Source organism: Sphaerisporangium sp. TRM90804 (genome assembly GCF_029846175.1).
Lineage (GTDB): Bacteria > Actinomycetota > Actinomycetes > Streptosporangiales > Streptosporangiaceae > Sphaerisporangium.
This window is the reverse complement of the sequence record NZ_JARWAC010000001.1, coordinates 102,133-114,894: the sequence shown is the minus strand read 5'-3', so window position 1 is coordinate 114,894 and position 12,762 is coordinate 102,133. Positions and strand designations below refer to the sequence as shown.

Below are 12,762 nucleotides of genomic sequence, written 5' to 3'. Positions count from 1 at the left end.
TACTCAAGGCGACCCTCACCCCACTGGGCCGGTGCCGCACCCGCCCGTGACCCTCCCGGAGGCCACGGGCGGAGCACGGCCGTCACCCTCCCGGAAACCACGGGCGGAGCACGGCTGTCCCCCCATCACGCAAGCAAGCGCCTCAACCACCCCTCCACCTGCACGGTCCCCATTTTTGGCGCCGCGTCGGTGGGGGGTTGTACGGTGAAAGCGGCGCCGCCGTACGACGTGCAACCCGGCGAACGTCCGGGCTGCCAGGGATCGCCCGTGGATCCGGCGAGGATCCACGGGCGAGCCCAGCGGTGAGCGCTGGCCCTCCGCCCGCCTAAAAATGGTGCCTTCGGCGCAGCCCTATCAAGGGCGACCCTCACCGACCAACCCCACCATCGCGCGCACGACCGCCCACAGCCGTTCACCGGATCGCGCGCCGTAGGAAGGCGCCGACTTCGCCGCACTACTTCCCACCGACGCGGCGCCGCCAAGGCACTCCACCAGGCGGCGGAGGATGGCACAGGGTGCGGGTGGGACGGCACAGAATGCCCTTGCCCTTGTGCGGGTGGGACGGCACAGGATGCGGGTGGGATAGCGCAGGGTGCGGGTGGGGTGGGCAGGATGCGGGTGGGGTGGGGCAGGGGGCGGGTGGAATAGCGCAGGGTGCCGGGTGGGATAGCGCTAGGTGCCGGGTGGGTGTCCCGCTGTCGCGCGGTGCGGAGGCACGGCCCGCTCAGTGGGTGGATCATCCGCCCGACCCCCATCGACACGACGCCGGTGGACCGGCCCAACACGGGCTCGATGAAAGACCGACCGGTCGCCCTGCCCGTTCCCCCGGCCCTTCAGCGGCTGAGGTCAGCAACTTGCGCCACCACGGGGGGACCGAGGCGAGGGCCGCCCTTGATAAGGCGCGCCGAAGGCACCGTTTCAAGGACGGTGACGAATCAGCAGCAAACGGCGACAGAGGCAGCGCGAGCCGTGCTGACACATGGATCACCACCCGCCGGACGCCATACGGCGCGGTCAGGTGAGCGGTTGCGGGGTTGGGTGGCGCGGGTGGGTCAGGGGGTGAGGAGGTCGATCAGGCCTGTGGTGTCCTCGTCTCCGTGGCCGGCGGCGAGGCGGCGTTCCATGAGGGTTGTGAAGGGGGTCAGCAGTTCGGGGCTTACTCCCTGTTCCCGGGCCGTCCGGAGGAGCGTGGCGTTGCCCTGGACCATCATGGCGAGGTTGGAGGTCACGCCCTCGGTGTAGTCGCCGCTGGTCAGGCGGTCGGCGATCTCGGACGCGTACGGGGTCATGGCGACGAGCCAGGCGGTCAGCAGGGGGGCGAGGTCCTTGGGCGGGACGTCCTCCCCGCGAACCAGCGCGAAGGCGTGCGTGACCCCGGCGAACATCCCGGTCATCGCGCTCAGCAGCGCCACGTCGTGCAGGGCGGCGAAGCCGGGGTCCTCGCCGACGTACGTGGTGCCGGCCGGGGTGGCCAGCGTGCCGTGGTGAGCGTCGAAGAGTGCGCGGGAGCCGCTGTAGAAGACGTAGCCGCCGGACTCCGGAACGCCGATCATCGGCGGGACCGCCATGATCCCGCCGTCCAGGAAGCGGGCGCCGCGCGCCTGCGCCCACTTCGCGCGGGCCCGGGCCTCGGCGGGGGTGCCGGTGGTGAGGTTGACGACGTCCTTGCCGGTGAGATCGGCGTCGGCCAGAGCCTCGCCGACCGAGGCGTCGTCGAGCAGGCAGACGACCACGAGGGTGCTCGCGGCCACCGCCTCGGCGGCCGTCCGCGCGACCCTCGCGCCTTCGGCCGCCAGCGGCGCGGCCTTGCCGGAGGTGCGGTTCCACACGGTCAGGGGATGCCCGGCGGCCAGCCAGGCGCGGGCGAGCGCGGTGCCCATGTCGCCGAGCCCGAGAAGGGTGAGCCCCGGCTTGTCGGTGCTGTGTTCCATACTGGCAAGGCTCGCGGCGACCCCTCGGGGTGATCAAGTACGCACTTCGAAGTGGGTGATTACCCGGGGGTTAGCGCCCAGGAAGGATGTGGCTCATGACGATCCGGCGGCGTCCGGGGGCGTACCACTGCGGAACCGAGGCGGCGATGGACGTGATCGGCGGCAGGTGGAAGACGTCGATCCTCTGGGCGCTCGACGAAGGCGCCTGCCGCTTCGGCGAGCTGCGCAGGCGGTTGCCCGGCGTGACCGAGAAGGTGCTCGCCTCCCACCTGCGCGAGATGGAGGCCGACGGCATCGTGCACCGCGAGGTGTACGAGGAGGTGCCGCCCCGCGTCGAGTACTCCCTGACCCCCCTCGGCATCTCCCTCAACCAGGCCTTGGCCCCCCTCGGCGACTGGGGCCGCGACCACGTCCTCGGCACCGTGACCGACGCCCAACACGCCCCGAGCTAGCCCGCAGGTCAGGCTGTGACCCCGAGGTGGCGCAGCTTCTCGTCCAGGGCGGTCACGTGGGTATTGGTGGCCCAGGGGTGGAGGCGCCTTCTCGCGGTACGCACCGTGTCGAGGAGGCGCGCGGAGGGGTGCTCGGTGATGATCCGGGCGACCTCCTCAAGCCGGTGCGCGGCGGCCGCTATCTCGCGTTTCTGGATCAGAGCGGTCACCTGCTCCGCGAGTACGAATCCGCGGGTCTTCGGGAAAGTCCGTCCTATCCCCGTCAGCGCCCGCTCCCCCGCGTGCAGCGCTTGGTCCGCGCGCTTGAGGGCTGTCAGGCAGTAGCTCACGTTCCGCTGCGTGATCGTGGGAGTGCACCACAGGAGGTGAGAGGGGTCCTCCTCGGTACGTGGAGAACCCGCTAGCTCACATGCGCGATCGAGGAGGCGGAGGCCGTCCTCCCCTTTCCCCGCGTCCGCCAACGCTCGGGCCACCGGGTGGGCGATCGCCGCCTGCTGAAGACGGCTGGGACTCTCCATCGCCCACGACTGGGCGGCATACGCGTGGTCGAGTGCCTTCGCCGCCTTTCCCTGCGAGACGGCCACATGCGCCAGGCATCCGTGAAGGTGGGCGATGAGACCCGCGTGCCGCACCTCGTGCGCCGCCTCGACGCCCTCCTCGTATCGACGGACCGCCCCGGCGTAGTCCAGCAGGTCGTAGGAAAGCCAGCCCCCCATGTGCGACAGACCGGAGTAGGCCGCGACAAGGCGATCACGCAGGGCCGGGGTGAGCGACTCCCTGCCGAGGAGCCTGGCGATGACATCACGCTGCGCGTCGGCGAGAGACACCAGTTTCGTGGCGCCGTATGTCTCCCCGACCTCCCAGCAGTGGGCGATCAGTTTCTCGATGGCGGTGACGGTCTGGGCGTCCACGCGGCCGGTGCCCTGGACGGCCTGCGCGAGCCGCGCCTCCTCGTCCGGGGTGAGGTGGCGCAGCAGGCGCAGCGCGGGGACTCCGCCGAGGACCACGGCCAGCTCGAAGAGCAGTTCACGACGCTTCACATCGGCCTCCTCGGCGGTGAGGGCGCGGAACAGAGCAGCACACTCGGCCGGTCGGGGCCCGGACGTCGCGGCCGGGGCGCGCACCGGCCAGGCTCCGGTCGGATCCATGGTCGCACGCGACATTCCGGGCACCGCAGGGATGAGGCTGGTGCGCTGGCAGGGGTCGAGGTGGCGATAGTCGGTGGCGTCGATCAGCTCGCGGTCGCCGGGGGCGTAGGTGCCGTAGGTCTGGTCGGTCACCAGACGGCGGGCGGTGGTCTGGTAGATGCGGGCCAGGAGGCCGAGCACCCTCGGCGAGGGTCGGCGTCTGCTCTCGGGCCACCCCTCCAGGTCGTACAGCCTGGCGGTGCGCATGGACGCGCTACCGGCGGGGTCCAGCTCGTTGAACGCGGCCACCACCTGCGCGGCGGTCAACCCGTGGGCGTACCGGTGCAGCAGCAGCGGGCTGTCACACAGGTCGAGGGCCAGGACGTCGGCGATCTGCTCGTACGTGAAGCCCTTCGCGCGCAGGATCTCCCCGCGCCTGCGGCAGGTGATCCAGTACGCGGTGCCCCTCGGTCATTGATCAGGCTCCCTTGCCACGGATGAACCGTCCGTTCGCTGTCTGCGGGCAACACTTTACTCACCGAGAGTGTCTGCCCGATCACGGTTGGCGGCGCTCGTGGGGTTGATGTGAAGCGGCGGCGGGCGTCATGGGAGGGCCGCTGCCGCGTGGGCGGGCAGGTACGGCGCTTCACGGCGGGCGTCCTCCCGTCCGAGGTCCCGGGGGGCGGAGACGTGCGGTGAGGCGCGCGACAGTACTGCTCGGCGCGGGGTGGTCCCGCGACCACCGGCAAGGAGGTGGCCGTCATGGCCGATCCCCCCGTCGACGTCACGACCGCTCCCACCGTCCACGTCACGGCCGCTCCCACCGTCCACGTCACGGCCGCCCCCATCGTGGACCTCACGGCCGCCCCCACCGTCCACGTCACGGCCGCCCCCATCGTGGACCTCACGGCCGCCCCCATCGTCGACGTGACGGCCGCTCCCCGCACGCGGCACCGCCTCGTTCCCACCGGGAAGCTGCTGTGGCGCCGCGCGTTCGCCGGACTCGCCGAGGAGGCGCCCAAGGCCCGCGCCTTCGTACGTTGCCTGCTGGCCGGAACCCGCTGGGTGGACGAGGCCGAGTTCACCGTCGCCGAACTCGTCAGCAACTCGCTGTTCCACAGCCGCTCGGGCGAGCCGGGCGGCTACTTCGTCGTCGAGCTCACCCGGCGCCCCCGCAGCGTGCGCCTCGGCGTGTACGACCTCGGCGGCGGTGGAACCCCCGCCCGCGCCGGCCATCGGATGGAGGATCCCGAGAACGCCCTGCTCCACGAGCACGGCCGTGGCCTCGACGCCGTCACCTCCCTGGCGGCCCGCGTGGGCTGGCGAGGCGACCCGGCCACCGGCCACCTGGTGTGGGCACTGTTCGCCGACCCCACACCGGAACGGCGTCCGTCATGACGGCCGGTGGCAGGCTCCCGTCCGCATGTGGCTACCGGTACGAGGAGACGTCCCGGGCCGAGTTGGCGAAGCTGCGCGCCGAATTCCCCCATCTCGGGTTCCTGCTGATCAGGCACTGGTGGTACGCGATCCAGGGCCGCCACAGGATCTTGATGTCGTCCGATCCCGCCGAATTGCGCGAGGCGATCGCCGGTTCCCGCGGGGTGCCACAGCGTCCGTCCGGGAGCGCGATCTCTCGGCACCAGATGTCTCACAAGTCCGCCTGACCCCAGCGTGACCGGCCTTGGGGTAGCGGGAGACCCCCGGGCGGACATAATGTCGCAAGAACGACAGGCCAGGGCACGGCGCGTACGCACTGGTGAGAGGAGGAAGGCAGGGTCTGGCTCCTGCCATCCCGCGGGGTGGTGGCTCCCTGCCGAGGACCTGATGGCGATGCGGTTCGAGCACGAGTTCACGGTCCCCGTACCGGTCGAGCAGGCCTGGGCGGTGCTGCTCGACGTCGAAAGGGTGGCGCCCTGCCTCCCGGGAGCGACGCTCGACACCGTCGACGGCGACGTCTTCACCGGCCGGATGAAGGTCAAGGTGGGCCCGATCACGGTGACCTACCGGGGCGAGGCTTCATTCGCGGCCGTCGACAAGGACGCGCACTCGATCAGCATCAAGGCGTCGGGCAAGGAAGCGCGCGGCACCGGCACCGCCAGCGCCACCGTGGCCGCGGCGCTGTCGGGTCAGGGCTCCCACACCCGAGTGAACGTCGAGACCTCGTTCAACGTCACCGGTCGGCCCGCCCAGTTCGGACGCGGGGTCATGGCCGAGGTCGGCGCCAAGCTCATCGACCGCTTCGCCGCCAACCTGGCCGCGCTGCTGCGCGAAACCCCCGAGCCCCCCTCGGAGACGGCTCTGGCCCAGGGCGCCGCCCCGCCCCTGTCCGACGAGCCCGCCCCCACACCGTTCAACGACCCCGCCGTGCCACCGTCCGACGAGCCCGCCGCCGCCTCGTATGACGAACCGGCCACGCCCGTCTCCGAGCCCGCCGCCACACCGTTCAACGAACCGGCCGCGCCACCCCTGTCCGACGAGCCCGTCGCCACACCGTTCAACGAGCCCGCTGGCGCGACGGTCGTCCGCCCCATCACCGCGGTGGACGAACCGTCCACGCCGCCGGCTGAACCTGCCGAACCCGCCGGGCAGCCCGCCGCCGCGGCCGAACCGGCCGTCCCACCGGTCGAGCGCGAGGCCGGAGCCACCGCGTTCAGTGAGCCGACGGCCGCGCCGGCCGGGGAGGCCGCGCCCACGCCGTTCGGCGCGCCCGCCGCTGGCCCGTCCGATGGGGACGAGGACGCAGCCGGGCCTGAACAGCCCGTGCGCCACCTCACCGCCGTGCCCAACCAGTTCGACCCCACCTACGCCGAGGAAGCCGTCGGCCGCGAGGCCCACCCGGCGGGCACCGCCCGCACGTCCCGCACCGCCGACGAGGAAGCGCTCGACCTGCTGGAAATCGCCGGCGTCCCCCTGCTCAAGCGGGCCGCCCCGATCGCCGGCGGCCTGACCCTCCTCATCCTCGCGATATGGCTGATCCGCCGAATCCTCACCCAGAAGTAGCCTGATCGGCCGATCCGCTCGACCCAGCCCGCCGCACACGGCGCCGTCTTCGCCGTACCGACTGATCGCCGTCGCGGCGCCGGTGTAGTGGAGTGCCGGGGCACGAGGGGACGAGGGCCGTTCGTCCATCGGTTGGGCTGGCCACCGTATACGGCGCCGTCTTCGCCGTGCCGGCTGATCGCCGTCGCGGTGCCGGGGAAAGGCTCCAGCCCTAGGCGGAAAAGTCCCCACCCGGCCACTCGGGGTCAGGGTCGGCCGCCGTATACGGCGCCGTCTTCGCCGTGCCGGCTGATCGCCGTCGCGGCGCCGGTGTGGTGGAGTGCCGGGCACGAGGGGACGGGGGCCGTTCGTCCATCGGTTGGGCTGGTCCCCGTTTACGGCGCCGTCTTCGCCGTGCCGACTGATCGCCGTCGCGGTGCCGGGCAAGGCTCCGAGCCCCAGGCGGAGAAGTCCCACCCGGCCGCTCGGGGTCAGGGTCGGCCACCGTTTACGGCGCCGTCCTCGCCGTGCCGGCTGATCGCCGTCGCGGCGCCGGTGTGGTGGAGTGCCGGGGCGCTAAGGGACGAGGTCGTTTAGGGCGTGCTGGGTGGTGGCGGGTGGATTGGTGGGTTCTGGCGTAAAAGTGGGGCAAGTGGAGGTCAGCAGTCGGCTGAAGGGGGCGGGACGGGGAGGTTCCGGGGCATATCCGAGTCAGGTCAACGACTCGGGGGACCATGTATGCAGCCGGACGTCAGCGTGGTGCTCATCACCTACAACGATTCCGCCCGGCTGTCGCGGACGGTCGCGTCCGTTCTCGGTCAGTCGCTGCACAACCTCGAGGTCATCGTCGTCGACGACGCCGGCACCGACGACACCGCGCGCGTGCTCGCGCGCTTCGACGACCCCCGGGTCAGGTACATCCGCCGGGAGGCCGACAGCGGCGGGCGCGGGGCGCCGCGCAACGACGGCATGGACGCCGCCCGGGCTCCGTACATCATGTTCCTCGACAGCGACGACGAGCTGACCCGGCACGCCTGCAAGAGCCTGGTCACCGAGGTCGAGCGCACGGGCGCCGACTTCGCCACCGGCCAGATCTCCCGGCCGTCGGACGCCACCGGCAGAGCCCGGCACTACCACCCCTCCCTCTACCGGCCGCGCCGGGTCGTCGAGGGCATCCGCGCGGACCCGGCCATGTTCCTCGACGGGTTCGCCGCCAACAAGCTGTACCGGACCGCGTTCCTCCGCGAGCACGGCCTGCGGTTCGCCGAGAGCCTGCGCTACGAGGACCACGCCTTCACCGCCGCGCTGTTCTGCGCGGCCCGCCGCTTCGCGGTCGTCCCGTGGACGGTCTACCACTGGCGCCGCGCGGGCCGGCCGACGTCCATCTCGCCGTCGCGGGAGATGGACAACGTGCGGCACCGGGTTCGCGCGGCGCAGGTCAGCGACGCCATCCTGCGGGACAACGGCTACTCGGACCTGATCGGCCGCCGGCAGGACAACTTCCTCGGCCAGGATCTCCGGGTCTACCTCGGCAGACTCCCCCGCCACACCACGCTCTGGGTCAAGGAGTTCGCCTCGGTGGTGCGCCCGTACCTCGACGAGCTGGTGCCGGGCGTGATGCGCCGCGCCGACCCGGCCGTCGTCGTGTGCTGCAACCTGATCCGCACCGACCGGTGCGACGACCTCATGGTGGCCGCCCGCTCGCTGACCGGCGCCAAGGCCCCGCCCCGCCACGCGCTGCGCGTGGACGGCCGCACCTACTGGGGGACACGGGCCGACCCGGGGCTGGACATCACCGCGCTGCGCCTGGCCGAGCTGCCGTTCTCGGCGTCCAGGATCCGGCACGAGGTCAGCGAGCTGTCGCTGGAGGGGACGGTCGTCACGATGGCCATACGCACCTACGACCCGTTCGCGGTGCTGCGCCGCCACCCCACGGTGGCCGACCTGACCGTGCGGGGCGTACGGGTGCGGCTGGCCCCGCGCAGGCAGCAGGACGGCGGCTACCTCACCCGGGCGCGGCTCGACCTGGCCGAGGCGGCACTCGGCCCGCTCGGCTTCGACGGCGCCTGCGACGCGCGCGTGGAGTTCACCCGCTCCGACGGGCACGTCACCGGCGACACGCTGCTCGTCGACCCCAAGACGCCCCCGCTGGTGTGCGCGGTCGCCGGGCACCGCGTCACCGTCGCGCCCGAGGGCGACAGCGCGTTCCTGCGGTTCCGCTGGCGGCGCGCCGGGGTGCTGCGTCAGGCCACCCGGCTGCGCGGCCTGCGCGCCCTGGCCGCCCGCGCCGACCTCAAGCTGTGGGTGTACCGCCGCATGCTGCCCGTGGTGCCGCGCCGGCGCGACCTGGCCCTGTTCGAGTCCGACGCCGGCGCGGGCTGCACCGGCAACCCCAAGTACCTCTACGAGGAGATCCGGCGGCGCGGGCTGCCGCTGAAGGTGTGCTGGTCGATGAGCGGCGACCGCACCGGCTTCCCGCCGGACGTCTCGCTGGTGCGCCGCATGAGCTGGCGTCACGTGTGGGTCATGGCGCGGGCGGGCTACTGGGTGGACAGCCACGGCTTCCCGCTGGACTTCCCCAAGCCGAAGGGCACGCGCTACCTGCAGACCTGGCACGGCCAGACGCTCAAGACCGTCGGCTACGACGCCCCCGCCCTGCGCGGCGACTTCCCCGGCCCGCGCGAGCAGTGGCGCGACGCGGTGGCCCGCTGGGACGCCCTGGTGTCCGCCGGGCCGGAGTTCCAGCGGGTCTTCGTCCCGTCGAACGGCTACACCGGCGTCGTGCTCGGCTTCGGCTCACCGCGCTGCGACGTGCTGGTCACCGGCGACCCGTCGGCGTCGACCCGCGTGCGCGAGGCGCTGGAGATCCCCGCCGGCCGCAAGGTGCTGCTGTACGCGCCGACGTACCGCGACCTGTCCAAGGGGAAGGGCACGTCGGTGCGGGTGGACCTGGACGCGCTGGGCGAGGCGCTGGCCGGCGAGTGGGTGGTGCTGCTGCGCACCCACCCGGTCGAACGCTTCGAGGTGCCCGAGCGCGTACGCCACCTCGTGCGCGCGGCCGGGACGTACCCGGAGGTCAACGACCTGATCCTCGCCTCGGACGCCCTGCTCAGCGACTACTCCTCGATCATCTGCGACTACGCCTGCACCGGGCGGCCGATCCTGCTTTACGCCGACGACTACGACGAGTATTCGACGGCGGAGCGCGGCCTCAACTACGACCTGCGCGAGATCGCCCCGGGCCCGGTGCTGGAGACCACAGCCGAGCTGATCGCGGCCCTGCGCGCCCTACCGTCCATCCAGGCCGGGTACGCCGAGCGCTACAAGGAGTTCGCCACCCTGTTCTGCTCGGGGGAGACCGGCAAAGCCGCCTCCCGCGTCGTGGACGCCTTCTTCCACGCCAACGGACGCCGCCCGTGATGGGAGTCCCGCACTCTCGGCCCACACCCGCCCCGGGCCCCTTCCCCACCACGCCCACCCACCACGACCACACCCCCCGCGCGGCCCACCCGAACCCGACGCCCACCGCCCGGCGCGAGTGGTCCGCCGCCCGGCGCTGGAGGGCCGTTGGTCGGGGCGGGTCGCGCCGGTGAGCAGGGTGGTGTTCGCGTGCATGGACGCCGACACGCTCGGCGGGGTGCAGCAGGTGACGCACACCGTGGCCCAGGGGCTGGCCGGGCGCGGGCACGACGTGCACGTGGTCGGGCTGCACCGGGCGCGCGACGTGGTGCGGTACGTCGAGAACCCCCGGTACGAGCGGCACGTCGTCCAGTCCCGGCCGCTCGGGGAGGGAGGCCGCCGGGTGGCTCGGCTCCGGTTCGCCCGGTTCGTGTCGTCCCTCGGCCCGGGGTACACCGTGCTGACCTCGCCGACGGTGGTGGCGTGGCTGGCGGGCACCGTGCCGGCGCGGTCGCGCACCATCGGCCAGTACCACGGCTCGTTCGCCCACGCCCGTGCCACCTGGCACTTCGCCTCCGTGCGCCGCCACTACGGCGAACTCGACCAGGCCGTCTTCCTCAGCCCCGACGACGCCTGGCGGTTCGCGGAGGAGGCACTGCTGCCCAACACCGCCCATCTGCCCAACCCGCTGCGCTCCTGGCCCGGCGCGCCCTCGTACCTGGACGTCCCCCGGGTGCTCGGCGTCGGGCGCCTGGTGGCCGTCAAGCGGTTCGACCGGCTGATCACGGCCTTCGCGCGCGCGGCCCGCACACGTGCCCGGTGGGAGCTGCACCTGGTGGGCGACGGCCCCGAGATGCCCCGCCTCCGGGCGCACGCCGCGTCCCTCGGCGTGGCCGGCCGGGTGGTGTTCCGCGGCCGGGTGCCCGCCGCGGAGATGGCCCGTGAGTACCTCAACGGCGCCGTCCTCGGGATGTCCAGCGAGCACGAGGGCCTGCCGCTCGCCGTCGCCGAGGCCGCGTCGTACGGCCTGCCGTCGGTGGCGTTCGACGTCTCCGGCGGCGTCCGCTCCCTGGTGCTGCACGGCGGCACGGGCGTGCTCGTCCCGCCAGCCGACGTGGACGCCTTCACCGGCGCCCTCAACGGCCTGATGGCCGACCCCGCCAGACGCCGCCGCCTGGGCACCGCCGCCCGAGCCCACGCCCGTTCGTTCACCCTGGAAAAGGTCCTCGACCGCTGGGAAACCCTCTTCGCCCACACCCACCGCTGACCCACCCGCCGGCGCACCCCGCTGACCACACCCGCCGGCGCACCCCTTCCGCCCACATTCGCCGGTCACCCTGCCCCGCCGCCATCGAGAGCCCACCTCCGGCACCGCCGTAAGCCGCGCGACTCTCCGACGCGGTGCCCACCACGTCACGGCCGCGCGTGCCCCCGCCGCCACCCAGGTTCGTCCCCCGGCGCCGCGTCGCCGAGAAGCCGTACGGCGGAATCGGCGCCGGTTACGGCGGAGCACCCGGCTGACGACACAAACATCGGGACCGGGGCTTTCAGCGCCTGAGAGGGGTCGCTCGCGCGACGGGGTGATGAGGGCTGGGTGAGGGTCGCCCTTGATGGGCGTGCCGAAGGCGCCGTTTGAAGGGGCCGCGGCTTGAAGGGGACGGCGGCCGGCTGGCTGATGGCGGTAGAGGCCCGGGCCCGGTTGGTGGCGGGGCCGGCGAGCGGGCGGGCGGGTGCGAGGTCTGGCGCGATGACGCCTGACGGGACCGAAGGCCCCGCCGTACGGCGGGGCCTGGCTGAAGGCGCCGCCGTACGGTGAGAACGGGCTAGCGGCTGGTGAGTTCTCTGTCGGGGATGCGCTGGCGCGGGACGCGGGCCATGGAGAGCTGGCCGGAGGTGAGCATGGCCGGAAGGGGGCCGGGCTCGCGGAGCTGGTTGAAGCGGTCGCGCGAACGCTGGCGCACCGTGGACAGCGCGCGCTTGGCCGCCACCCTGCGGTAGGTCAGCAGGTGGCGCGAGGACGCGGGGCCGGCGTCGCTCAGCTCGTAGCCGTACGCGCGCAGGCGGCGTCCCAGCACCGTCTCGCACAGCGAGATCTCCCAGGGCTCCAGCCGGTCCGCCCAACTGCCCACCCGGGCCGGGGTGATCTCGTTGTGCGTGTTGCTGTGCCACACCTTGTGCGCGGGCACCGCGGTGGTCGCCATGCGCCGGGGCTCGCACATCGCGGGGTCGTACTCCTCCCCCAGGAACGCGCACAGCTTGCCCAGCTCGCCCTCGGGGTCGGCGGTCAGGCGCTCGTAGCGCATCTCGTGGTAGCTGTCGGCCGGCAGCGCCGCGGCGTACCGCCGCCCGTGGTCGATGGCCTCCGCCCAGTTGGCGATCGCGTGGAAGACGTCGTGGGTGTACCACGGCATCTCCTTGAGCGAGGCCACGCAGTCGCGCCCGTCCCGCACGAGGTGCACGAACTGGGCGTCGGGGAAGAGCCGGAGCAACAGCCCGACGTGCTTGAAGTAGCTCGGGCGCTTGTCGCCCCACCGCGGCTTGCCGAACCGCTCGGCGTACGCGCGGAACGCCTCGCCGGTCACCGACCCCAGCGACCCGGGCCCCTCCACGACCTTGCGCACGTACGCCTTGCGGTCGAGCCCCAGCTCGCGGAACTTGGTCGTCTTGTCGGTGACGATCCACTCGGCGAGCCTGCGCCGGTTGTCGGCGTCGCGCATGTCGCCGTGGACCCGGCGGTGGTAGTACGCCTGGAGCAGGAATCGTGTCTCCGGCGGGACCGCGATCCTCTCGTGTGAGTGCAGCATGAGCTGCAGCATCGTGGTGCCCGAGCGCGGGCAGCCGATGACGAAGATCGGTCTGTCTGGGTTCATCGAT

At 72.6% G+C, this 12,762-nt stretch carries 8 protein-coding genes; 5 read left to right on the top strand and 3 right to left on the bottom strand.

The window, feature by feature from the left end; genetic code table 11:
- Window positions 1-1,052: 1,052 nt before the first annotated feature.
- Window positions 1,053-1,931, bottom strand: coding sequence for an NAD(P)-binding domain-containing protein (locus PYR91_RS00525; protein ID WP_279776839.1), 879 nt, complete (start codon window positions 1,929-1,931; stop codon window positions 1,053-1,055).
- Between the two features lie 95 nt (window positions 1,932-2,026).
- Here PYR91_RS00525 and PYR91_RS00520 point away from each other — a divergent pair, with 95 nt between their 5' ends.
- On the top strand, window positions 2,027-2,383 hold the full coding sequence (locus PYR91_RS00520; RefSeq protein ID WP_279776838.1) for a helix-turn-helix domain-containing protein: 357 nt from the start codon (window positions 2,027-2,029) through the stop codon (window positions 2,381-2,383).
- Window positions 2,384-2,391: 8 nt separating this feature from the next.
- Here the strand turns inward: PYR91_RS00520 and PYR91_RS00515 are convergent, their stop codons facing one another.
- The gene (locus PYR91_RS00515; RefSeq protein WP_279776837.1) at window positions 2,392-3,837 is read right to left on the bottom strand and encodes a hypothetical protein; all 1,446 of its coding nucleotides are present in this window, start codon (window positions 3,835-3,837) and stop codon (window positions 2,392-2,394) included.
- A gap of 435 nt (window positions 3,838-4,272) precedes the next feature.
- On the opposite strand from PYR91_RS00515, the gene PYR91_RS00510 reads away from it, so the two are divergent.
- From PYR91_RS00510 to PYR91_RS00495, 4 genes are all read left to right on the top strand, one after another.
- On the top strand, window positions 4,273-4,908 hold the full coding sequence (locus PYR91_RS00510; RefSeq protein WP_279776836.1) for an ATP-binding protein: 636 nt from the start codon (window positions 4,273-4,275) through the stop codon (window positions 4,906-4,908).
- Between the two features lie 426 nt (window positions 4,909-5,334).
- Complete coding sequence (locus PYR91_RS00505; protein ID WP_279776835.1) at window positions 5,335-6,510, top strand: SRPBCC domain-containing protein; 1,176 nt, start codon at window positions 5,335-5,337, stop codon at window positions 6,508-6,510.
- A 717-nt stretch (window positions 6,511-7,227) separates the two neighbouring features.
- Complete coding sequence (locus PYR91_RS00500; protein ID WP_279776834.1) at window positions 7,228-9,909, top strand: CDP-glycerol glycerophosphotransferase family protein; 2,682 nt, start codon at window positions 7,228-7,230, stop codon at window positions 9,907-9,909.
- A 169-nt stretch (window positions 9,910-10,078) separates the two neighbouring features.
- Window positions 10,079-11,155 (top strand): glycosyltransferase, encoded by a 1,077-nt coding sequence (locus tag PYR91_RS00495; RefSeq protein ID WP_279776833.1) that lies wholly within the window; start codon window positions 10,079-10,081, stop codon window positions 11,153-11,155.
- Between the two features lie 556 nt (window positions 11,156-11,711).
- Here PYR91_RS00495 and PYR91_RS00490 read toward each other — a convergent pair.
- Window positions 11,712-12,758, bottom strand: coding sequence for a sulfotransferase (locus PYR91_RS00490; protein WP_279776832.1), 1,047 nt, complete (start codon window positions 12,756-12,758; stop codon window positions 11,712-11,714).
- Window positions 12,759-12,762: the final 4 nt, after the last annotated feature.

Excerpts from the sequence above, each read along its gene's own strand:
- PYR91_RS00525 (WP_279776839.1), bottom strand. The coding sequence starts at position 1,931 with ATGGAACACAGCACCGACAAGCCGGGGCTCACCCTTCTCGGGCTCGGC.
- PYR91_RS00520 (WP_279776838.1), top strand. The coding sequence starts at position 2,027 with ATGACGATCCGGCGGCGTCCGGGGGCGTACCACTGCGGAACCGAGGCG.
- PYR91_RS00510 (WP_279776836.1), top strand. The coding sequence starts at position 4,273 with ATGGCCGATCCCCCCGTCGACGTCACGACCGCTCCCACCGTCCACGTC.
- PYR91_RS00505 (WP_279776835.1), top strand. The coding sequence starts at position 5,335 with ATGGCGATGCGGTTCGAGCACGAGTTCACGGTCCCCGTACCGGTCGAG.
- PYR91_RS00500 (WP_279776834.1), top strand. The coding sequence starts at position 7,228 with ATGCAGCCGGACGTCAGCGTGGTGCTCATCACCTACAACGATTCCGCC.
- PYR91_RS00490 (WP_279776832.1), bottom strand. The coding sequence starts at position 12,758 with ATGAACCCAGACAGACCGATCTTCGTCATCGGCTGCCCGCGCTCGGGC.